Source organism: Bradyrhizobium sp. DOA9 (assembly GCF_000617845.2).
Classification (GTDB): Bacteria; Pseudomonadota; Alphaproteobacteria; order Rhizobiales; family Xanthobacteraceae; genus Bradyrhizobium.
The window spans coordinates 1,897,066-1,917,107 of the sequence record NZ_DF820425.1; the positions used below are offsets into that span (position 1 = coordinate 1,897,066).

22 protein-coding genes are annotated in these 20,042 nt (G+C 66.2%); 15 read left to right on the forward strand and 7 right to left on the reverse strand.

All coding sequences use genetic code 11. The features are described from left to right. Window positions 1-57 precede the first annotated feature (57 nt). Entirely contained in the window at window positions 58-1,311 is a 1,254-nt protein-coding gene (locus tag BDOA9_RS08765) for an ATP-binding protein (protein WP_025033564.1), read from the forward strand. Here the strand turns inward: BDOA9_RS08765 and BDOA9_RS08770 are convergent. Then, a complete protein-coding gene (locus BDOA9_RS08770) occupies window positions 1,238-2,131 on the reverse strand; it encodes a YihY/virulence factor BrkB family protein (RefSeq protein WP_025033565.1) in 894 nt (297 codons plus the stop codon). The genes BDOA9_RS08765 and BDOA9_RS08770 overlap by 74 nt on opposite strands. A gap of 234 nt (window positions 2,132-2,365) precedes the next feature. Between BDOA9_RS08770 and BDOA9_RS08775 the strand changes: the two genes are divergently transcribed. From BDOA9_RS08775 to BDOA9_RS08800, 6 genes are all read left to right on the forward strand, one after another. After that, a complete protein-coding gene (locus BDOA9_RS08775; RefSeq protein WP_025033566.1) occupies window positions 2,366-2,560 on the forward strand; it encodes a twin transmembrane helix small protein in 195 nt (64 codons plus the stop codon). 2 nt (window positions 2,561-2,562) lie between these two features. Beyond that, a complete protein-coding gene (locus BDOA9_RS08780; protein ID WP_025033567.1) occupies window positions 2,563-3,147 on the forward strand; it encodes a cob(I)yrinic acid a,c-diamide adenosyltransferase in 585 nt (194 codons plus the stop codon). Between the two features lie 127 nt (window positions 3,148-3,274). Continuing rightward, window positions 3,275-4,024, forward strand: coding sequence for an electron transfer flavoprotein subunit beta/FixA family protein (locus BDOA9_RS08785; RefSeq protein ID WP_025033568.1), 750 nt, complete (start codon window positions 3,275-3,277; stop codon window positions 4,022-4,024). Then, window positions 4,024-4,968 carry an electron transfer flavoprotein subunit alpha/FixB family protein gene (locus BDOA9_RS08790; protein ID WP_025033569.1) on the forward strand — a complete coding sequence of 315 codons (945 nt, stop codon included), beginning with the start codon at window positions 4,024-4,026 and terminating at the stop codon, window positions 4,966-4,968. The genes BDOA9_RS08785 and BDOA9_RS08790 overlap by 1 nt, the downstream gene beginning before the upstream one ends. 195 nt (window positions 4,969-5,163) lie before the next feature. Then, entirely contained in the window at window positions 5,164-6,045 is an 882-nt protein-coding gene (locus tag BDOA9_RS08795) for a 3-hydroxybutyryl-CoA dehydrogenase (protein ID WP_025033570.1), read from the forward strand. A gap of 79 nt (window positions 6,046-6,124) precedes the next feature. Continuing rightward, the gene (locus BDOA9_RS08800) at window positions 6,125-6,319 is read left to right on the forward strand and encodes a hypothetical protein (RefSeq protein WP_025033571.1); all 195 of its coding nucleotides are present in this window, start codon (window positions 6,125-6,127) and stop codon (window positions 6,317-6,319) included. A 3-nt stretch (window positions 6,320-6,322) separates the two neighbouring features. Here BDOA9_RS08800 and tlpA read toward each other — a convergent pair whose 3' ends face one another. After that, window positions 6,323-6,988 carry a thiol:disulfide interchange protein TlpA gene (gene tlpA, locus BDOA9_RS08805; RefSeq protein WP_025033572.1) on the reverse strand — a complete coding sequence of 222 codons (666 nt, stop codon included), beginning with the start codon at window positions 6,986-6,988 and terminating at the stop codon, window positions 6,323-6,325. 100 nt (window positions 6,989-7,088) lie between these two features. On the opposite strand from tlpA, the gene argH reads away from it, so the two are divergent. From argH to lysA, 3 genes are all read left to right on the forward strand, one after another. Then, a complete protein-coding gene (argH, locus tag BDOA9_RS08810) occupies window positions 7,089-8,486 on the forward strand; it encodes an argininosuccinate lyase (RefSeq protein WP_025033573.1) in 1,398 nt (465 codons plus the stop codon). A 93-nt stretch (window positions 8,487-8,579) separates the two neighbouring features. Further along, a complete protein-coding gene (lptM, locus tag BDOA9_RS08815) occupies window positions 8,580-8,873 on the forward strand; it encodes an LPS translocon maturation chaperone LptM (protein WP_025033574.1) in 294 nt (97 codons plus the stop codon). A 24-nt stretch (window positions 8,874-8,897) separates the two neighbouring features. Next, complete coding sequence (gene lysA / locus BDOA9_RS08820) at window positions 8,898-10,163, forward strand: diaminopimelate decarboxylase (RefSeq protein WP_025033575.1); 1,266 nt, start codon at window positions 8,898-8,900, stop codon at window positions 10,161-10,163. 131 nt (window positions 10,164-10,294) lie between these two features. Here the strand turns inward: lysA and BDOA9_RS08825 are convergent, their stop codons facing one another. Together BDOA9_RS08825 and BDOA9_RS08830 are read right to left on the reverse strand one after the other, a co-directional pair. Continuing rightward, a complete protein-coding gene (locus BDOA9_RS08825; protein WP_025033576.1) occupies window positions 10,295-11,185 on the reverse strand; it encodes an NAD(P)-dependent oxidoreductase in 891 nt (296 codons plus the stop codon). A gap of 139 nt (window positions 11,186-11,324) precedes the next feature. Beyond that, a complete protein-coding gene (locus BDOA9_RS08830; protein ID WP_025033577.1) occupies window positions 11,325-11,708 on the reverse strand; it encodes a carboxymuconolactone decarboxylase family protein in 384 nt (127 codons plus the stop codon). Between the two features lie 169 nt (window positions 11,709-11,877). Between BDOA9_RS08830 and BDOA9_RS08835 the strand changes: the two genes are divergently transcribed. Then, window positions 11,878-14,535 (forward strand): TIGR02302 family protein, encoded by a 2,658-nt coding sequence (locus BDOA9_RS08835; RefSeq protein ID WP_025033578.1) that lies wholly within the window; start codon window positions 11,878-11,880, stop codon window positions 14,533-14,535. A gap of 236 nt (window positions 14,536-14,771) precedes the next feature. Here the strand turns inward: BDOA9_RS08835 and BDOA9_RS08840 are convergent, their stop codons facing one another. Continuing rightward, window positions 14,772-15,146, reverse strand: coding sequence for a response regulator (locus BDOA9_RS08840; RefSeq protein WP_025033579.1), 375 nt, complete (start codon window positions 15,144-15,146; stop codon window positions 14,772-14,774). 26 nt (window positions 15,147-15,172) lie between these two features. After that, on the reverse strand, window positions 15,173-16,054 hold the full coding sequence (locus tag BDOA9_RS08845) for an MJ0042-type zinc finger domain-containing protein (protein WP_025033580.1): 882 nt from the start codon (window positions 16,052-16,054) through the stop codon (window positions 15,173-15,175). Between the two features lie 180 nt (window positions 16,055-16,234). Here BDOA9_RS08845 and ftsE point away from each other — a divergent pair, with 180 nt between their 5' ends. The 4 genes from ftsE (at window position 16,235) to BDOA9_RS08865 (ending at window position 19,412) form a co-directional block, all read left to right on the forward strand. After that, on the forward strand, window positions 16,235-16,894 hold the full coding sequence (gene ftsE / locus BDOA9_RS08850) for a cell division ATP-binding protein FtsE (protein WP_018646542.1): 660 nt from the start codon (window positions 16,235-16,237) through the stop codon (window positions 16,892-16,894). Then, the gene (locus BDOA9_RS08855) at window positions 16,887-17,855 is read left to right on the forward strand and encodes a cell division protein FtsX (RefSeq protein ID WP_025033581.1); all 969 of its coding nucleotides are present in this window, start codon (window positions 16,887-16,889) and stop codon (window positions 17,853-17,855) included. Before ftsE ends, BDOA9_RS08855 begins: the two co-directional genes overlap by 8 nt. Before the next feature lie 70 nt (window positions 17,856-17,925). Further along, on the forward strand, window positions 17,926-18,630 hold the full coding sequence (locus tag BDOA9_RS08860; RefSeq protein ID WP_025033582.1) for a YdcF family protein: 705 nt from the start codon (window positions 17,926-17,928) through the stop codon (window positions 18,628-18,630). Between the two features lie 11 nt (window positions 18,631-18,641). Continuing rightward, window positions 18,642-19,412, forward strand: coding sequence for a lysophospholipid acyltransferase family protein (locus tag BDOA9_RS08865; RefSeq protein ID WP_025033583.1), 771 nt, complete (start codon window positions 18,642-18,644; stop codon window positions 19,410-19,412). Window position 19,413: 1 nt separating this feature from the next. On the opposite strand, the gene BDOA9_RS08870 is transcribed toward BDOA9_RS08865, so the two are convergent. Next, complete coding sequence (locus BDOA9_RS08870) at window positions 19,414-20,019, reverse strand: gamma-glutamylcyclotransferase (protein WP_025033584.1); 606 nt, start codon at window positions 20,017-20,019, stop codon at window positions 19,414-19,416. Window positions 20,020-20,042 lie beyond the last annotated feature (23 nt).

A 20,042-nucleotide genomic window follows, 5' to 3' on the forward strand; every position in this document is an offset into this window, starting at 1 on the left:
GCTCCGTGCCATGCTTGGCCAGCGCGGGGTTCGAAGCGGGTACTTCGAAGGGGATTCATGGCGGCGAAGACGCGTCCAGTGCGCACCACCCGGACGTCCAGGCGGCGGCCGCTTCGGAAGCGGGCCGGGCCGGTCGGCCGGCCGCGCAAGCGCAGCACCAAGGCGGTTGCGCCTGACGTCGTCCAGGCGGCGCTGGCCGCCTTTGCCCATGAGGTCCGCACCCCCCTGACCGGCATTCTCGCGATCAGCGACCTGCTCGCGACCTCCGATCTCGGCGAGCGGGAGCGGCGCTGGGCCGACACCATCAAGGCCGGCGCCGAGCATCTGGCGAGCCTCGCCACGCTGTTCGTGGATGCTGCCAAAACGGGGAAGGGCGGCAGCACGCCGCGGCAGGACCTGTTCGACCTCAGGGCGCTCGCCCGCACCGCCGGCGATTCGCTGGCCGGCCGCGCCGCGGCCAAAGGTCTCCAGGCCAAGATCGACATCGCCGAAAAGCTCCCCGGGCTCGTGGTCGGTGATTCCGTCCGCCTGCGCGCCGCGCTCGAGAACCTGATCGACAACGCCGTGAAATTCACCGACCAGGGCGGCGTGGCCCTCGCGGTCGCGCCGTGGCGTCCCGCCAAAGGCAAAGCAAAGGGCAGGGTCGGTGTCGCCTTTGCGGTGTCCGACAGCGGCATCGGCCTGACCATGGCCGAGATCAAGCGGCTGTTCCGCCCGTTCACCCAGGCCAATGTCACCATTGCTTCACGCTTCGGCGGCGCTGGCCTCGGGCTCTCCTCGGTCAAGCAATTGGCGCGGGCAATGGGCGGCGACATCAATGTCGCTCCGCGCCGCGGTGGCGGCGCCACCTTCACACTGACGGTATCGCTGGACGCGGCGGGATCGGGCAATACCCGCAAGGCGAAGGACGGCAGCCAGCCCGAGGCGGTCGCTGCGCTTCGCGTGCTCAGCGTCGAGGACAACCCGTTCGGCCGCGTCGTGCTCAACACCATTCTGACCGAGCTCGGCCATCATGCCGAGTTCATCGGGCGCGGCGAGGACGCCGTGAACCGGCTGGAGCAGGGCGCGTTCGACGCGGTGCTGATGGACATGGTGCTGCCGGGCATCGACGGCATCGAGGCCATCAGGCGGATCCGCATGCTGCCGACGCCGCTGGCTCAGATCCCGATCATCGGCGTGTCCGGCCGCGGCGAGGACGAGGCCGCCTCGCGCGAGGCCGGTGCCGACGCCTTCCTGGTCAAGCCTGTTTCTCCGCGGGCTTTAGCGACTGCGCTGCTTGAAGCGACACGCCGTGAGGAAGCCGCGACTTGATGATCGCGGCGTTTAGCTCGCCGCCGTAAACGAAGATCGCGGCGATGAAGTACAGGAACACCAGCGCGATGATCACCGAGGCGAGCCCCGCATACATCGTCACGTAATTGTTGGCGAAGCGCGCCAGATATTGGCCGAACACGATGCTCGAGATCAGTGACGCCACGATGGTGAAGACGATGCCGGGCAATATCTGCAGGAAGCTGCGCCGTCCCGCCGGCAGCCAGGCGTGCAGGATGAGCAGTGCGATCACCAGCGCGCCGATGGAGATGCCGTAGCGCACCCAGGTGAGGATGCTCTCGTTGGATTCGACGAACAGCGGAATGTGGCGCCGCGCCGCCTCGATGATCAGCGGACCGAGCACGATCAGGAACGCCATGGCAAGCGCCGTGAAGGCAGCAATGATCGTATAGGCGATCGATTCCAGCCGCAGCCAATACCAGCTCCGCATCTCCACCACCGCATAGGCGCGGTTGAGCGCGACCCGCAGCGCCTCGACGCCGTTGGAGGCGAAATAGACCGACAGCGCCGCACCGATGGTCAGAAGGCCGGTGCGGGTGGTGGTCAGCACGTCATGAACCTCGCCCGAGATCGAATCGGCGACCTGCTTGGGCCAGATCTGGAGCATCAGGCTGGCGGCCTGGTCGGCGAGTTCCTTGGAGCCGAAGAAGCCGGCGAGCGAGGTCAGCACGATCAGGAACGGGAACAGCGCCATCAGCGTCGACAGCGCGATGTGGCTTGCGATCGCCCAGCCATCGTCGGCCAGAAACGTATAGAACGCGTCCTCCAGCACGCAGTAGATGTAGCGAACCGCTTTCACGTGCCACCTATAGCGCTGCTCTCTCCCCCTGCGCGCAGGGAGAGGTCGGGAGAACAGGCAAGGGGCGCAAATCGGAAATCATCGCGCTACCATCTGATATTATCGGCCCAAAAGCCAGATCGCGAAGCGCCCCGCTTGCATTCCGGGGTTGATGCTTCGCATCGCCCCGGAAGGACGCCGGAGGCCGTCGCGGCACCATGGCGGACCGGCGCGCACGGTGTTATCTACCTTCAAATGGGATCTCTCCTGAGTACTTTCATCCTGCCGGCCGCAGCCGGCGCCGTGGCGCTGGTGCTGCTGCTCGGGCTCATCAACATGATGCGCGGCGGCTCGCCCAACACCTCGCAGAAGCTGATGCGCTGGCGCGTGCTGCTTCAGTTCGTGGCGATCGTCATCGCGATGCTCGCGGTCTGGGCGATGGGGCGTTGATCATGGTCGTACTTAACCGCATCTACACGAAGACCGGTGACGACGGCACGACGGCGCTCGGAACCGGCGAGCGGCGTCCGAAATACGATCTGCGCATCGAGGCCTATGGCACGGTGGATGAGACCAATGCCGCGATCGGCGTGGTCAGGCTCCACACCGCGGAGATGCCCGAGCTCGACGCGATGCTCGGCCGCATCCAGAACGATCTGTTCGATCTTGGTGCCGATCTCGCAGTGCCGGAGCGCCAAGACAAGGACAAAGGCAAGGCCGAGCGGCTGCGGATGGTGGCGAGCCAGGTCGAGCGGCTCGAGCGCGACATCGACGCGCTCAACGACAAGCTCGCGCCGCTGACCTCCTTCGTGCTTCCCGGCGGCACCCCGGCCGCGGCCTATCTGCATGTGGCGCGTACGATATGCCGCCGGGCGGAACGCGTGATCGTGGAACTGGCGGCCCAACCGGGCGAGCCGGTCAGCGCGGCTGGCATCCATTATATGAACCGCCTGTCCGACTTCCTGTTCGTGGCCAGCCGGGCCGTGAACGGCAATGGCGCCGGCGACGTGCTCTGGGTTCCCGGCCAGAACCGCTGACCCATCGCGCTCGGCGCATTTCAGAAGGCCAAAATTAGACCCGTTCGCGCGTTGACCGGGGCAGATCAGGCCTTTAGGTTCCGCGCCAGTTGATAACCCCCCTCCCAAATTGAGTGAAAGAGGATCGATGAAGGTCTTAGTGCCGGTAAAGCGGGTGGTCGATTACAACGTCAAGGTCCGCGTCAAGAGCGATGGATCGGGCGTTGAACTCGCCAACGTCAAGATGTCCATGAATCCCTTCGACGAAATCGCGGTCGAGGAAGCGCTGCGCCTGAAGGAAGCCGGCAAGGCGACCGAGGTCGTGGTGGTCTCGATTGGACCTGCGCAAGCGTCCGAGACGATCCGCACCGGTCTTGCCATGGGCGCCGATCGCGGCATCCTGGTGAAGGCGGACGGCACCGTCGAGCCGCTCGCCGTCGCCAAGATCCTGAAGAAGGTTGCGGACGAAGAGCAGCCGGGCCTGATCATCCTCGGCAAGCAGGCGATCGACGACGACTCGAACCAGACCGGCCAGATGCTGGCCGCGCTGCTCGGCTGGTCGCAGGCGACCTTCGCCTCCAAGCTCGAGGTCGAAGGCACCGACTTCAAGGTGACGCGCGAAGTCGATGGTGGCCTCCAGACCGTGAAGCTGAAGGGGCCGGCGATCGTCACCACCGATCTCCGCCTCAACGAGCCGCGCTACGCCTCGCTGCCCAACATCATGAAGGCGAAGAAGAAGCCGATCGCGGAGAAGACCGTCGCCGATTACGGCGTCGACATCGCCGCGCGCCTCGAGGTTCTGAAGACGGCTGAGCCCGCGGGCCGCAAGGCCGGCGTCAAGGTCAAGGACGTCGCCGAGCTGGTGTCGAAACTCAAGAACGAAGCCGGGGTGCTCTGATGACGACGCTTCTGATTGCCGAACACGACAACGTGTCGCTCAAGGACGCCACCAACAAGGCCCTGACCGCAGCTGCCGCGCTCGGCGCGGATGTCGAGGTGCTGGTTGCCGGCCAGAACGCCAAGGCCGCGGCGGATGCCGCTGCCAAGCTCGCCGGCGTGAAGAAGGTGCTGCTCGCCGATGGCGACCTCTACGCGCACGATCTCGCCGAGCCGCTGGCTGCGCTCGTCGTGTCGCTGGCGTCCAACTTTGACGCGATCGTCGCGCCGGCGACCTCGCGTTTCAAGAACGTGATGCCCCGCATCGCCGCTCTGCTCGACGTCATGCAGGTCTCGGAGATCATCAAGGTGGTCGCGCCCGATACATATGAGCGTCCGATCTATGCCGGCAACGCCATCCAGACGGTGAAGTCGAAGGACGCCAAGAAGGTCATCACGGTCCGCACCTCCACCTTCGCCGCAGCGGGCGAGGGCGGCAGCGCCCCGGTCGAGACCGTAGCGGCGGCCGCCGATCCGGCCTTGTCGACTTTCGTCGGTGAGGAAGTCGCCAAGAGCGATCGTCCCGAGCTGACCTCGGCCAAGATCATCGTCTCCGGTGGCCGCGCCATGCAGAGCCGCGAGAACTTCGCCAAGTATATCGAGCCGCTCGCGGACAAGCTGGGCGCCGGCGTCGGTGCCTCGCGCGCCGCGGTCGACGCCGGCTATGCGCCGAACGACTGGCAGGTCGGCCAGACCGGCAAGGTCGTGGCGCCTGAGCTCTATGTCGCAGTCGGCATTTCCGGCGCCATCCAGCATCTGGCCGGCATGAAGGACTCCAAGGTGATCGTCGCAATCAACAAGGACGAGGACGCGCCGATCTTCCAGGTCGCCGATTACGGCCTGGTCGCCGACCTCTACCAGGCGGTTCCGGAGTTGACCGCCGAACTCGGCAAGCTCGGCAAGTAAAAGGCATCGAAAACACCGGCCGGAGGTATAAACTCCGGCCGGTGTTGCATTTCTGAGGCGTTTTCTTTGGCGTGGGGCGCGCCTTCGAAGCGATCCAATCTAGGTTTCGAGCCAAGGTTCTGATTAAATCGGACCTCCCGGCTCGAGGGGATAGGCAGGGCGCGCCCCTCGCGCGCCGTTCCGGTGGATGACAATATGGCGGCAGTGATCAAGAAGGTCGGCGTGATCGGCGCGGGTCAGATGGGCAATGGCATCGCGCATGTCGCGGCGCTCGCCGGCTTCGACGTGGTGCTCAACGACGTTTCGGCCGACCGTCTCAAGTCGGGCATGGCCACCATCAACGGCAATCTGGCGCGCCAGGTCTCCAAGAAGGTCGTCACCGAGGATGACAAGGCCAAGGCGATCGCGCGTATCAAGCTGGCTGAGAAGCTGGACGACCTCGCCGACTGCGATCTCGTGATCGAGACCGCGGTCGAGAAGGAAGAGGTCAAGCGCAAGATCTTCCACGAGCTCTGCGCCGTGTTGAAGCCGGAGGCGATCGTCGCCTCCGATACGTCGTCGATCTCGATCACGCGCCTCGCCGCCGCAACCGACCGCCCGGAACGCTTCATCGGCATTCACTTCATGAATCCGGTGCCGTTGATGGAACTGGTCGAGCTGATCCGCGGCATCGCCACGGATGATGCCACCTTCGAGGCGTCCAAGGAATTCGTCGGCAAGCTCGGCAAGCAGGTTGCGGTCTCCGAGGATTTCCCGGCCTTCATCGTCAACCGCATCCTGCTGCCGATGATCAACGAGGCGATCTACACGCTCTATGAGGGCGTCGGCAACGTCGAGGCGATCGACGCGGCAATGAAGCTCGGCGCCCACCATCCGATGGGCCCGCTGGAGCTTGCCGATTTCATCGGCCTCGACACCTGCCTCTCCATCATGCAGGTGCTGCACGAGGGGCTGGCCGACTCCAAGTACCGCCCGTGCCCGCTGCTGGTGAAATACGTCGAGGCCGGCTGGCTCGGCCGCAAGACCCAGCGCGGCTTCTACGACTATCGCGGCGCCAAGCCGGTACCGACGCGCTGACCACCCTACGGCATCTGTGACAATTCATGTCCCATTAACCCCTCGCGCCTAGGTTACGGCCGGTAAGAGGGTTCGCGTAATGGACATGATGGCAATGGTCAGCTCCATGCTGGCCGCACAGCAAGGCGCGCTGCAGTCGAATATTGCGGCGACGCTGACCAAGCAGAACGCGGATATGGAGAAATCCACCGTCCTGACGCTGCTCGGCGCCGGCCAGCCCTCACTCGCCAATGTCGGCCCTGGTGTCGGCGGCAATCTCAACGTCACCGCCTGAGCCTCAAAGCGAGGCGGCGGCCTTCCCTGTCGCTGCGCGGATCAGCTTGAGCGCGTCCTCGCTCGCCCATTCCGCCGGCCCTGCGATCGTTGCGATCTCGCAGCCCTGCGGGTCGACCAGCACCGAGGTCGGCATCCCCAGCGCCCGTCCCGCGGCCTTAAGATCCTGAAAAACCTTGGCTTTGTGGTCGCTGAAATAGCCGAGCCTGACCAGATTGGCCTCTTTCAGGAAGGATTTCGGCTTCTCCGGGTCGCGGGTGTCGATGTTGATCGCCACCACCTCGAAATTCGGGCCCGACAGCTTGCCCTGGAGCTCGTCCAGCGCCGGCATCTCCTTCCGGCACGGCACGCACCAGGTGGCCCAGAGGTTCACCAGCAGGGTCTTGCCGCGGAAATCGGACAGCTTCTTCGGCTTGCCGTCGGCATCCTCGAAGGTGAGGTCGGGCAGCTTCAGCGGGGCGCTTGCCATGGTCAGCGCCGCCACCTCGCCATGGGCGAGCGGGGCGATCCTCGAGGCCGTCGCGACCGCCGGCTTGCAGGTCGGATCGCCCGACGGCGCACGGCTCAGGCCCAGCCCGTACAGCGCGGCAAAGCCCGCCAGGCCCACCACCGTCACGGCGGCGATGACGAGGGGGATGCGGCGCCTGGCGGAGGGCTTCTGGTCGAGCATATCGTTTGTCATCCGGTCGCAGATATGGCTATCAGGGGCCTCTTAATACGGCTGGCCGCGGCCAGCAAACGTGCGGCAAATCAGGCGTGAGCAGGGGATCATGAGCAACAAGATGTGGGGCGGCCGGTTCTCGGAACGCCCCGACGAGATCATGGAAGAGATCAACGTCTCCATCGACGTCGATCGTCACCTCTTCGCCCAGGACATTGCCGCGTCCAAGGCCCACGCCGCGATGCTGGCCAACCAGGGCATCATCACGGCTTCTGATGCGAAAAATATCGGCAAAGGTCTAGACACGATCCTGTCAGAGATCGGCAAGGGCGGCTTCGAATTCAAGCGCGCGCTCGAGGACATCCATATGAATGTCGAGAGCCGCCTGTCCGAGCTGATCGGTCCCGCGGCTGGCCGCCTGCACACCGCGCGTTCGCGCAACGACCAGGTTGCGACTGATTTCCGTCTGTACGTCCGCGACGTCATCGACGAGACCGATGCCGCGCTCGCCGCGTTCCAGCACGCCCTGGTCGAGCGCGCGCTGGAGCACGCCGGCACCGTGATGCCCGGCTTCACGCATTTGCAGACGGCGCAACCCGTCACTTTCGGCCATCACCTGCTGGCCTATGTCGAGATGGCCGCGCGCGACCGCGGCCGCTTCCAGGACGCGCGCAAGCGGCTGAACGAATCGCCGCTCGGCGCGGCCGCGCTCGCCGGCACCTCGTTCCCGATCGACCGCCACGCCACCGCGAAGGCGCTCGGCTTCGACCGGCCGATGGCAAATTCGCTCGATGCCGTCTCCGACCGCGACTTCGTGCTGGAGACGCTGTCGGCCGCCGCGATCTGCGCCGTGCACATGTCGCGCTTTGCCGAGGAGATCGTGATCTGGACCTCGCCGCTGGTCGGTCTTGTCAGGCTCAGCGACAAGTTCACCACGGGCTCCTCGATCATGCCGCAGAAGCGCAATCCGGATGCGGCCGAGCTGGTGCGCGCGAAGACCGGCCGCGTCATCGGTGCGCTCAACGGCCTTCTGATCGTCATGAAGGGCCTGCCGCTCGCCTATCAAAAGGACATGCAGGAGGACAAGCAGGGCGCCATGGAGGGCTTTGCCGCCCTGTCGCTGGCGATCCGCGCCATGACCGGCATGGTCCGTGATCTCGTTCCCGACGAAGCCAGGATGAAGGCGGCCGCGGGCGAAGGCTATGCCACGGCGACCGACCTCGCCGACTGGCTGGTGCGGACGCTGAAGATGCCGTTCCGCGAGGCCCACCGCGTCACAGGCCGGATCGTCGCCAAGGCCGCCGAGGGCGGCGTCGCGCTGCATGAGTTGCCGCTGAAGGAGATGCAGGCGATCGAACCCAAAATCACCAAGGATGTGCTCGGCGTACTCTCGGTCGAATCGTCGGTGAAGAGCCGCACCAGCTTTGGCGGCACCGCGCCGAAGAACGTGGCGTCCCAGGCCAAGGCCTGGGCGAAGCGGCTGGAAAAAGAGCGAAAATTGGGCTGAGGGCAAAATTTCGCTTATGTTTCATGGTCATCCGGCTCTCGCCAGAGCCCGCCAATCTCTGTATGGTGCGCCGCGCGTAGTGGGGATTTCGTCGTGACGTCAAAGTTTCGCCCGGCCGGCTCGGGGTGGGCCATCATTGTCTTGAGCCTGACGGCGCTCGCGCTTGCCGGTTGCGGCCGCAAGGGCCCGCTGGATCTGCCGCCGACCGCCTCCAACACGTCCGCGGCCACGGGCGCTGCGCCCGTCGAGCCCGAAACCGCGGCCCAGAAGGCGCCGAGCCTGTTCGAGCCCACCGCCAGCGCGGATGCCGCGCCCGCGGCGGCCAAGGGCCGGAAGAAACCGTTTATCCTCGACCCGCTGTTGGACGAACCTCCCGGCAAGCGATAAGCCGGGACAACCGAGCCTTAAGCCATGAACCATTTCGACTATCGCAACGGCGTGCTGCACGCCGAGGCGGTGAACCTGTCCGAGCTGGCCGCCGCCGTCGGCACGCCGTTCTATTGCTATTCGACCGCGACGCTGGAGCGGCATTATCGCGTCTTCACGGACGCGTTCGCCGGCGAAAAGGTGCTGGTCTGCTACGCCATGAAGGCGAACTCCAACCAGTCGGTGCTGCGGACGCTGGCCAAGTTAGGGGCCGGCGCCGACGTGGTCTCGGGCGGGGAATTGAAGCGCGCTTTGGCGGCCGGCATTCCCGCCAGCAAGATCGTCTTCTCCGGCGTCGGCAAGACGGAAGCAGAGCTGCGCGCGGCGCTCGCCGCCGACATCCTCTGCCTCAACGTCGAATCCGAGCCGGAGCTCGAGCTGCTGTCGCGCCTCGCAACCGAGATGGGCAAGACCGCGCGCATCTCGCTCCGCGTCAATCCCGACGTCGATGCCGGCACGCATGCAAAGATCTCCACCGGCAAGTCCGAGAACAAGTTCGGCATCCCGATCGTGCATGCCCGCGAGGTCTATGCGCGCGCGGCGAAGCTGCCGGGAATCAAGGTGACCGGCACCGACGTGCATATCGGCAGCCAGATCACCGATCTCTCCGGCATGGAGACCGCGTTCCGCATCCTCTCCGAATTCGTGCAGACGCTGCGCTCCGACGGGCACGACATCAGTCACGTCGATTTCGGCGGTGGCCTCGGCATTCCCTATTACATGGACCGCGAGGCGCCGCCGGCGCCGGCCGCCTATGCCGCCATGGTCAAGCGCGTCAGCCACAATCTCGGCTGCACGCTGATGTTCGAGCCGGGCCGCATGATCGTCGGCAATGCCGGCATTCTCGTCGCCAAGGTGATCTATGTGAAGCACGGCGACGGCAAGAACTTCGTCATCATCGATGCCGCCATGAACGACCTCATCCGTCCGACGTTGTACGAGGCGCATCACGACATTCTGCCGGTGAAGCAGCCCGCCAAGGGCGCCGCCACGATTCTGGCCGATGTCGTCGGCCCGGTCTGCGAGACCGGCGACTATCTCGCCCTCGACCGCACGCTGCCGACGCCCGCACCCGGCGATCTCCTCGCCATCATGACCGCGGGCGCCTATGGCGCCGTGCAGGCCGGCACCTACAACACCCGGCCCTTGGTGCCCGAGGTGCTGGTGAAGGGCGACCAACACGCCGTGGTGCGCCCGCGCGTGGAGGTCGAGCAGCTGATCGCGATGGATACGCCGGCGCCGTGGCTGTGAGGCCGCTATCAAAACCTGCAAAACAACCCCATGCACAGTAGACTGGGGTTTTCGGAATGATGCGTGGCCGTCGGGCAAAACCGCTTGAACCGTCGGGCAAATTCACCACGACCGCGCTATTTCGCTGAACGTCAGCTTTTTCCGCCCACCACGACGCCCGCCTTCCTCTCGATCGGCTTGATCGCCGCAGTGAAATCGGACTCGGCGCCTTCCGCAGCGATCACGGTCTCCCACAGCCGCCCGACCGCGTCCGCAACCTCCATCGACAGGCCGAGCTGCTTCATCTCCTCCAGCGCCAGCCGCACGTCCTTCACCATCAATCCCGTGGCGAACCCGAAGTCGAAAGTCCGCGGCAGCACCGCGCGCGGAAACTTGTCGCGGCTCGCGGTGTTCATGCCCGAGCCCGCATTGATGACGTCGATCATCACGGCAGGATCGAGTCCGGCTTTCACGCCCATCACCACGGCTTCCGACGTCGCCACGATCGCGGTGGCCGACAGGAAATTGTTGGCGAGCTTCATGGTCTGCGCCGCGCCCGGCTTCTCGCCGATGAAGAACACCTTTCCAATGACGTCGAGCGCGGGTCTGAGCAGCTCGAACTCGGCTTTCGGGCCCGACACCATCACCGCAAGCGTGCCCTTCTCGGCGCCGCCGACGCCGCCGGAGACGGGACAGTCGATCTGCACGATGCCGCGCTCGGCGAGCAGGCCGTGAATCTTCGCCGCCATCGCCGAGCCGACGGTCGAGAGATCGACGAAACGCTTGGCGCGCCTGCCCTCGATCACGCCGCCAGCGCCGGTGGCAACGTCCAGCGAAGCCTGCAGCGAGGGCAGGCTCGCCATCACGGTCTCGACCTCGTCGGCGACGTCCTTCGGCGACGATGCGGCACTGGCACCGCGCGCGACCAGCTTGTCCGTGACCTCCTTGCGCGTGTCGAACACGACGAGCCTGTGTCCCGCCTCGATCAGCCGCCGCGCCATCGGGAAGCCCATGTTTCCGAGCCCGATGAATCCGATGTCCATGGTGTTTCTTCCTCTTTCTCGTCATTGCGAGGAGCGAAGCGACGAAGCAATCCAGGAATGTTTCCGCAGAGGGATTCTGGATTGCTTCGCTTCGCTCGCAATGACGGAGCAACACGATCAAAGGCGACGAGCTTCGGCTTCACGCCTTCCCGTCGATCTCCGCGAACACCTCGCGCGCGATGCGGAAGCTGTCGACAGCGGCCGGCATGCCGCCGTAGATCGCGACCTGCAACAGGATCTCGCGAATCTCCTCGCGGGTGACGCCATTGGTCAGTGCGCCCTTGAGATGCGCGCGGAACTCGTGCTGGCGGTTGAGGATCGCGATCATCGCGATGTTGAGCATGCTGCGGGTCTTGCGCGGCAGCTCCTCGCGGCCCCACACCGTGCCCCAGCAATATTCGTTGAGCATCTCCTGGAACGGGCGGTTGAAATCGTCGACGTTCTTCAGGGCGTTGTTGACATAGGCCTCGCCCAGCACCGCTTTGCGGACTTCCAGGCCCTTGTCGTGCATCTTCTTGTCCATGGCGTTTCCTTCGCATCCCACGAGATCGGCGCGCGGAAATTACGGGGTTGCGCCCGGCCAGTCACGTCCTCGTGTTATGCGGGAAAAGGAGGCGCTCCCGTACAGGAACGGATGCCTCAGTGCTGCCGTTGTGATAGGCTCTGCTCTACCGGGCAACCTGGAGAGTTGATTGAACGGCGACACCCCCGAGCCGTCGGACCCGATCCGCAACAGTGATGCGCTGTCGCGGCTGAAGCTGGCGCAGGCCCTTGATCGGGCGACTTATGCCATCGCGTGGGAGCGTGCCTGGCCCCATGCGGCGCGCCTTTCGACCGTCGTCGGCCTGTTCCTGGTGGTGTCCTGGGCCGGCCTCTGGCTGGCGCTGCCGTTCATGGCCAGGGCTGTCGGCCTTGCCCTCTTTGCCGCGACGGCCGCGGCTGCCCTGTTTCCGCTGATTCGCTTCCGCTGGCCGAGCCGCGAGGAAGCGCTCGCCCGGCTCGACCGCGGCTCCGGCATTCGTCACCGCCCGGCCACCACGCTCACGGATACGCTGACCTCACAGGACCCGGTCGCGCAGGCGCTGTGGCAGGCCCAGCGCGAGCGGACGCTCGCCTCGATCAAGCGCATCCGCGCCGGTGTACCGCACCCGCGACTCGCGCTTCACGACCCCTGGGCACTGCGTGCCCTCGTCATGGTGCTGCTGGTTGCGACCTTCTTCGCCGCGGGTGACGAGCGTGCGATGCGCCTTGGCGCCGCCTTCAACTGGAACGGGGTGCTGGCGCCGGCCAATGTTCGCGTCGACGCCTGGGTCACGCCGCCGCTCTATACCGGCAAGGCGCCGGTCATCCTGTCGGCTGCCAACAAGGAAGCTGCGGCATTGCCCGCCAGCGGCCCGCTCGCCGTTCCCGCCGGCTCGACCCTGATCGTGCGCTCCTCCGGCGGCAACCTGGATGTCGCCGTCTCCGGCGGCCTCAAGGAGGTCGCCCCGACTGAAGCCAGCCCCAAGGGGACCAACGAAAAGCATTTCACGATTTCCGGTGACGGCACCGCGCATGTCCGGGCGCCCTCCGGCCAGCCGCAATGGGCCTTCGCGGCCACGCCGGACCGTCCGCCGACGATCGCGCTCGCCAAGGACCCGGAGCGCCAGGCGCGCGGCGCGCTCCAGCTTTCCTACAAGATCGAGGACGATTACGGCGTCACCGGCGCCGAGGCGAAATTCGCCCCGCGGTCGACCGACGCCAAAGATGGTGCCAAAGATGGCGCAAAGGCCGCTGCCGGTGATGGCGACACCAGGACGGCGCCGCGGCCGCTGTTCCAGCCGCCGCAATTCCCGCTCGCGCTGCCGAATGCGCGCACCCGCAACGGCGTCGGGCAATCCGTGAAGGATCTCAGCGAGGATCCCTATGCCGGCGCCGAGGTCACGCTGACGCTCACGGCCAAGGACGAGGCGGGCAACGAGGCCGCGAGCGAGCCGTTCAACATGCGCCTGCCCGAACGGCTCTTCACCAAGCCGCTGGCCCGTGCATTGATCGAGCAGCGCCGGATCCTCGCGCTCGACGCCAACAAGAATTCCGACGTGTATGCCGCGCTCGACGGGCTGATGATCGCGCCCGAAATGTTCACGCCGGAGCCGGGACAATATCTCGGCCTGCACAGCGTGGCCCGGCAGCTCGAGGCCGCGCGCACCGATGAGGCCCTGCGCGAGGTCGTGGCGAGCCTGTGGGCGCTCGCGGTGACGATCGAGGATGGCAAGATCTCCGACGTCGAGAAGGCATTGCGCGCGGCCCAGGACGCGCTGAAGCAGGCGCTGGAGCGCGGCGCGAGCGACGAAGAGATCAAGAAGCTCACGCAGGATCTGCGTCAGGCGCTGAACGATTTCATGCGCCAGCTCGCCGAGCAGTTCCGCAACAACAATGACCCGCAGCAGCTGGCGCGGCCGCTCGATCCGAACACCAAGGTCCTGCGCCAGCAGGATCTGCAGAACATGATCGACCGGATGGAGCGCCTGTCGCGCTCCGGCGACAAGGATGCCGCCAAGCAGTTGCTCGACCAGCTCCAGCAGATGCTGGAAGGCCTCCAGATGGCGCAGCCGGGCCAGTCCGGCGAGAGCGACATGGAGCAGGCGCTCAACGAGCTCGGCGACATGATCCGCAAGCAGCAGCAATTGCGCGACAAGACGTTCAAGCAGGGCCAGGATTCGCGGCGCGACCGCTCGCGCGGCAAGCAGCAGCAGGGCGACCAGTCCATGTCGGAGCTGCAGCAGGACCAGCAGGGACTGCGCGACCGCCTGAAGAAGCTGCAGGACGAGCTCGCCAAGCGCGGCCTCACCCAGAAGGGGCAGAAAGGCCAGCAGGGTCAGCAGGCACAGAAGGGCCAGAAGGGTCAGCAAGGCGAGCAGGGCCAGCCCGGCCAGAACGGCGATCAGGACGGCGACCAGGGCGATGATGGCAGCCTGGATGCCGCCGACGGTGCCATGGGCGATGCCGGATCAAAGCTCGGCGAGGGCAACGCCGACGGCGCCGTGGACTCGCAGGGCAAGGCACTCGACGCGATGCGCAAGGGCGCGCAGAAGATGGCCGAGGCGATGCAGCAGGGCGATGGTGACGGCCAGGGCGACGGCCCCGGTCAGCGCGCCGGCCGTCAGCAGAGCGGCGGCAATCAGACCGATCCGCTCGGCCGACCGCTGCATGGCCGCGAATATGGCGACGATTACACGGTCAAGATCCCTGGCGAGATCGACACCCAGCGTGTCCGCCGCATTCTCGAAGAGCTCCGCCGCCGTCTCGGCGATCCCTCGCGGCCGCAGATCGAGCTCGACTATCTCGAGCGGCTGCTGAAGGAGTTTTGAGGCGCGAGCCTCTCTTGAGGCCCGGAGAGCGAAGCGATATCCGGGGCGCCGGCTCCACATGACGCTTCGCTCATGCGGGCGACGGCCGCGCCACATCCTCCGTCGTTGCGAGCCACCGGGTCCGCGCGGAGCGCGGCCCGATGACAGGCTCCGCGAAGCAATCCAGAATCTTTCCGCGGCGGCAGTCTGGATTGCTTCGCTGCGCTCGCAATGACGATGCGGCGATACCGCCGCCGCTACCCCTTCTTCGCGGCCAGCGCATCGGCGACCGCCGTGCGGATATCCGCGACCGAGAACGGCTTGGTGACGACGTCATGCACCAGCGCGTTGAGGTTCGAGGCGCGCTCGCGCTGGTCGGCAAAGCCGGTCATCAGCAGGATGGTCAGATCAGGGAAATCCCGCGCGGCGGAGAGCGCCAGGGCGATGCCGTCCATCACCGGCATCTGGATGTCGGTGAGCAACAGGTCGAAGGCTCCATCCTCGCGGGTCAGGATCTCCAGCGCCTCGGCGCCGTCCTGGGCGGTGACGGTCTCGTGGCCGTCCATGGCGATGGCGCGCGCCACCAGCGTGCGCATCGAATCCTCGTCGTCGGCGATCAAGATTTTCGGCATGAGACCAACCTCCCCTGCGGGGGCGATTATACGCTGCCGCCGGCAATGTCGCGCCGGTTGAAGAAACGAACGTCGATGTTGCGGCCCTCCGGCGGCGGCGAGGCCAGGCGCGAGCGGAAGAAGGCGCGCTCGCCGGGCCGGAGCACGGTCTGCTCCAGCACCGCGTTCCAGGCATAGATTTCCGCGCCTTGGGCGTCGCGCACGGCAAAGCGTAACCGCGGGATATCGAGCGGCTTCTTGCCCTCGCCGACGATCACGCCCTCGATCACGAGCACCTGCTTACCGTCCACGGTCTCGCTGGAGAGCTTGACGTCCTTGAAGGCGAGGCCCCGCAGGTTCACCTCGAGCCCGACCATCCGGTAGAACGCCGCCGTCTGCGGCAGCAGCCGCACCACGTCGCCGCGCCAGATCACCAGTGCCAGCACCAGCGCGCCCATCGCGGCGCAGGCGGTCGGCAGGCCAAGATAGGATTTGCGCGGCGCCGCAGCAGTGGCGACCGGGCGGCTCACCCGCGCGCCGCGGCGGGGGAACAGGCTCCGGAACCAGGACTGGTGCTGCGCGCCGACGGCCTCCTCTTCGGCCTGCCGGGCCGCCGCCGACCATTCGTCCTCGGTTTCACGGGCCTCTTCATCGGGCCAGTCGCTGGCGATCGAGGGGCTATCGACGACGGGCGCATCAGCGGCGCCGTCATCCTTGGCATAGGAGTTCCATTGTTCGGCGAGGTCGGATTGGTCGTCGGCTCGGCTGGCCGCGGCCATGGCCGGAACGGATGCCTCTTCGATGGCATCCTCGGCGTGGGCGATCCAGGTCTCCTTGCAGCGGGAGCAGCGCACCGCCCGCCCGTTGGCCCCAAGGCTCGCGAGCTTGATGGCGTAGGATGTCATACAATGGGGGCAGACGATATGCATGGACGAGCCTTGATGCATGAACGAGGTCTTGACGATGCCACGGTCGCGGAGAACCGGGCGCCTTTTATGCTACAGGGCGACCGTTAACGAACCGGAAACCATAAAGGCGGCAAAACCGGTTGATCGCCTATGGCGGAGCGCCGCAATGCGGCCCGCGCCCCCTCTCGAACGGAGCTGAGCTTGGTTCGGTTCGAAAATGTCGGATTGCGTTACGGTCTGGGGCCGGAGATCCTGCGCGACCTCAGTTTCCAGATTCCGGCGCATTCCTTCCAGTTTCTCACCGGACCGTCCGGTGCCGGCAAGACGTCCCTGCTGCGCCTGTTGTTCCTGTCGCATCGACCGACGCGGGGCCTCGTCAACCTGTTCGGCCACGACATCTCGCAGCTCGGCAAGGACGAGATCGCGGACCTGCGCAAGCGCATCGGCATCGTGCTCCAGGATTTCCGCCTGCTCGATCACATGACGACTTATGAGAACGTGGCGCTGCCGTTCCGCGTCATGGGCCGCAGCGAATCGAGTTATCGCAAGGAGGTGATCGACCTGTTGCGTTGGGTCGGCCTCGGTGACCGCATGGACGCGCTGCCGCCGATCCTCTCCGGAGGCGAGAAGCAGCGCGCGGCGATCGCGCGCGCCGTGATCTCGCGGCCGCAGCTGCTGCTCGCGGACGAGCCGACCGGCAGCGTCGATCCGACGCTCGGCCGCCGCCTGCTGCGGCTCTTCATCGAGCTCAACAAATCAGGCACCGCCGTCATCATCGCCACCCACGACATCGGGCTGATGGACCAGTACGAGGCACGGCGACTGGTGCTGCACCAGGGACGGCTGCACGTCTATGAGTAAGCCTGACGAGCGCGGCGTGCTGGTCGATCTCGGACAGGAGCGTCCGCAGCTTCCGGCCAAGGCGCGCAACATGTCGCCGATCGTGCCGCGCGCCTCGATCCACGGCAGAGCGCTGCTTGCGGTGGTCGCCATCATGACCTTCCTCGCCTCGATGGCCACGGGCACGGTGCTGCTGGTGAGTGCCTCCGCGGCCGAATGGCAGTCGGACGTCGCGAGCGAAATCACGATCCAGGTTCGTCCGCAGGCCGGCCGCGATCTCGAGCGCGACACCGCAGCCGTGGCGGAGGCGATGCGCGCGCAAGCCGGCATCGTCGAGGTCAGGCCGTTCACCAAGGACGAGAGCGGCAAGCTGCTCGAGCCCTGGCTCGGCACCGGCCTGTCCATGGACGATCTGCCGGTGCCGCGCATGATCATCGCGCGCGTGCAGCCGGGCACGCCGCTCGATCTCGGCGCCTTGCGCGCGCGCGTCACGGAGGTCGCCCCTAGCGCCAGCGTCGACGATCACCGCGCCTGGATCGAGCGCATGCGCCTGATGACGAACGCCATTGTGCTGGCCGGCCTCGGCATCCTCGCGCTCGTCATCGTCGCCACCATCATCTCGGTGTCGTTCGCGACCCGCGGCGCCATGGCGGCGAACCGGCCGATCGTCGAGGTCCTGCATTTCGTCGGCGCCGGCGACCGCTACATCGCAAATCACTTCCTGCGTCATTTCCTCAGGCTGGGCCTGGAGGGCGGGGTGATCGGCGGCGGTGCCGCGATGCTGATGTTCGGCTTCTCCGAGTCCATCGCAGGCTGGTTTTCCGGGACACCCGTCGGCGACCAGTTCGCCGCGCTGCTCGGCACCTTCTCGCTGCGCCCGTCCGGCTACATCGTGCTCGCGGTCCAGGCCGTGCTGATCGGCGGCATCACCGCGGTCGCCTCGCGCCAGACGCTGTTCGCGACGTTGAACGACGTCGACTAGCTTATAAACCGGACTCCACTTCGCCTCAAAACGTCATAAAATCACTACGGGAAGGGATCACCGACATCGCATGACCTCAAGGGCCGACGATCGATCGCCGAAACTGCCGCGCGGCTGGCTGCGCGCGGCAATCGTGTCGACGATCGCGCTCGCCTTCGTGGGCGCGGCCGCGGGCTTCGTTGCATTCCTGTCGCAATTGCGCGGCGCCGAGACGGTGCCGGACCGCAAGGCGGACGGCATCGTGGTGCTGACCGGCGGCTCCTCGCGGGTATCGGACGCGATGGAGCTGCTGGCCGCCGGATACGGCAGACGGCTCCTGATTTCCGGCGTGCATCCGACCTCGACGGCGCACGACATCTCCCGGACCTTGCCGGAGAACCAGTCCTTCATGACCTGCTGCGTCGACCTCGACCGCACCGCGCTCTCGACCCGCGGCAACGCGGCGGAGGCGCGGCGCTGGGCCGAGGGGCGCCGCTTTACGTCCCTGATCGTGGTCACCTCGAACTATCACATGCCGCGCGCGCTGGTGGAATTCTCGCACGCGATGCCACGGACGACGCTGATCCCGTTCGCGGTGGTCGGCGAAAAATGGCGCGAGGAGCCGTGGTGGACCTCGGGCTCGACGCTGCGGCTGCTCCTGTCCGAATACGTCAAGTACATTGCGGCCGAGCTCAGGGTGCGGCTGGAGGATTTCGGGATTGACCTTTGGCCCGAGATGTCGGAGCAGCCTGCAGGTCAGCAGCCGAAGCGGCCCGCCACCGCACAGGCCAATTGATCGGACCATCGATGTTCCTGATTTTCCTGCGCTCGCTCGTGTTCAACGTGCTGTTCTATGCCGTGCTGGTCTTGCTCGCGATCGTTGCGCTGCCGACCTTTGCATTGCCGCCGCGCGCCATGCTCACGGTGGCGCAATGGTGGGCCAAGGCGACGCTGGTCCTGATGCGCCTGGTCTGCAACATCAAGGTGGAATTCCGAGGGCAGGAGAACATCCCGACTGGACCGCTTTTGATCGTGGCCAAGCATCAGTCGTTCTGGGAGACCTTCGTGCTGCCGGGCTTTTTCAATCGCCCGATCTTCATCCTCAAGCGCCAGCTCATGCAGATCCCGGTGTTCGGCCAGTTCCTGGTCAAGACCGGGATGATCGGGATCGACCGCAACGCCGGCGTGAAGGCGCTGCTCGACATGACGCGCCGCGCGCGCGAGGCGGTGCGCAGTGGAAAGCAGCTCGTGATCTTTCCGGAAGGCACGCGCCGCGCGCCCGGCGCTGCGCCCGACTACAAGACCGGCTTTGCGCAGATCTATTCGTCCTGCGGCGTGCCGTGCCTGCCGATCGCGCTCAATTCCGGCCTGTTCTGGCCGCGCCGCACCTTCATGCGCTATCCCGGCACGCTGGTGGTGGAATTCCTCGAGCCGTTGCCGCCCGGCCTGCCGAAGGACGAGTTTCTCGCGCGCGTGCAAGCGGCGATCGAGGACGCGACCGGTCGTCTCGTCGAAGCGGGGCGGAAAGAGCAGGAGCAGTTGATCGGCTCGGCGCCGAGCTACGCGCCGACGGGCTAGACTAGCGGTCGTCTTCGTCCGCAGCCTTCGCATGCAGCGAATGCGCTTCCCCATGCAGCATCAATGCAAGCTGATGCAGCTGGGTGTCGCGAAAACCTTCGGCCTCGATCGCCTTCACAGTCGCGGTGACGTAGTCGCGATTGGCGCCGGACTGGCCGTGGCCCTGGACGACATGGCGGTGCTGCTCGGCGAGCGAGAGGCGGCCGGCATATTGGACATGGCCGCGGTCGACGACGTAGGCGAGCGCGGAGACGCGCTGGCGCGCATCGTTCTCCAGCCACACCGAGCGCATCACCTCGCGATAGACCGAGGTGACCTGCTCGCGTGCGCGCAAATATGCGACGACCTCGGTACGGTTCTTCTCAGCGACGCGGAAGGCGATGCCGCGGCAGGCGCCGCCGCGGTCTAGCCCGAGCACCAGGCCCGGCTTCTCCGGCGTGCCGCGATGCACGAAGGAATAGACGCAGAGCGCGCGGTGCTCGCCGACCAGCCGCGCCGGGACGCGCTCCTCGAAGTCGAAGCCCGGCCGCCACATCAGCGAGCCGTAGCCGAACACCCAGAGGTCGCCTGCGGCCGTCGTGACGGAGGGGAGGGTGATTTCGGACATTTCGGGCACGGCTACCAGAACCC

Bases quoted from the DNA above. Each gene is read 5' to 3' on its own strand.
- BDOA9_RS08765 (WP_025033564.1), top strand. From the start codon at position 58: ATGGCGGCGAAGACGCGTCCAGTGCGCACCACCCGGACGTCCAGGCGG.
- BDOA9_RS08775 (WP_025033566.1), top strand. From the start codon at position 2,366: ATGGGATCTCTCCTGAGTACTTTCATCCTGCCGGCCGCAGCCGGCGCC.
- BDOA9_RS08780 (WP_025033567.1), top strand. From the start codon at position 2,563: ATGGTCGTACTTAACCGCATCTACACGAAGACCGGTGACGACGGCACG.
- BDOA9_RS08785 (WP_025033568.1), top strand. From the start codon at position 3,275: ATGAAGGTCTTAGTGCCGGTAAAGCGGGTGGTCGATTACAACGTCAAG.
- BDOA9_RS08790 (WP_025033569.1), top strand. From the start codon at position 4,024: ATGACGACGCTTCTGATTGCCGAACACGACAACGTGTCGCTCAAGGAC.
- BDOA9_RS08795 (WP_025033570.1), top strand. From the start codon at position 5,164: ATGGCGGCAGTGATCAAGAAGGTCGGCGTGATCGGCGCGGGTCAGATG.
- BDOA9_RS08800 (WP_025033571.1), top strand. From the start codon at position 6,125: ATGGACATGATGGCAATGGTCAGCTCCATGCTGGCCGCACAGCAAGGC.
- tlpA (WP_025033572.1), bottom strand. From the start codon at position 6,988: ATGCTCGACCAGAAGCCCTCCGCCAGGCGCCGCATCCCCCTCGTCATC.
- argH (WP_025033573.1), top strand. From the start codon at position 7,089: ATGAGCAACAAGATGTGGGGCGGCCGGTTCTCGGAACGCCCCGACGAG.
- lysA (WP_025033575.1), top strand. From the start codon at position 8,898: ATGAACCATTTCGACTATCGCAACGGCGTGCTGCACGCCGAGGCGGTG.
- BDOA9_RS08825 (WP_025033576.1), bottom strand. From the start codon at position 11,185: ATGGACATCGGATTCATCGGGCTCGGAAACATGGGCTTCCCGATGGCG.
- BDOA9_RS08830 (WP_025033577.1), bottom strand. From the start codon at position 11,708: ATGGACAAGAAGATGCACGACAAGGGCCTGGAAGTCCGCAAAGCGGTG.
- BDOA9_RS08840 (WP_025033579.1), bottom strand. From the start codon at position 15,146: ATGCCGAAAATCTTGATCGCCGACGACGAGGATTCGATGCGCACGCTG.
- BDOA9_RS08845 (WP_025033580.1), bottom strand. From the start codon at position 16,054: ATGCATATCGTCTGCCCCCATTGTATGACATCCTACGCCATCAAGCTC.
- BDOA9_RS08855 (WP_025033581.1), top strand. From the start codon at position 16,887: ATGAGTAAGCCTGACGAGCGCGGCGTGCTGGTCGATCTCGGACAGGAG.
- BDOA9_RS08860 (WP_025033582.1), top strand. From the start codon at position 17,926: ATGACCTCAAGGGCCGACGATCGATCGCCGAAACTGCCGCGCGGCTGG.
- BDOA9_RS08865 (WP_025033583.1), top strand. From the start codon at position 18,642: ATGTTCCTGATTTTCCTGCGCTCGCTCGTGTTCAACGTGCTGTTCTAT.
- BDOA9_RS08870 (WP_025033584.1), bottom strand. From the start codon at position 20,019: ATGTCCGAAATCACCCTCCCCTCCGTCACGACGGCCGCAGGCGACCTC.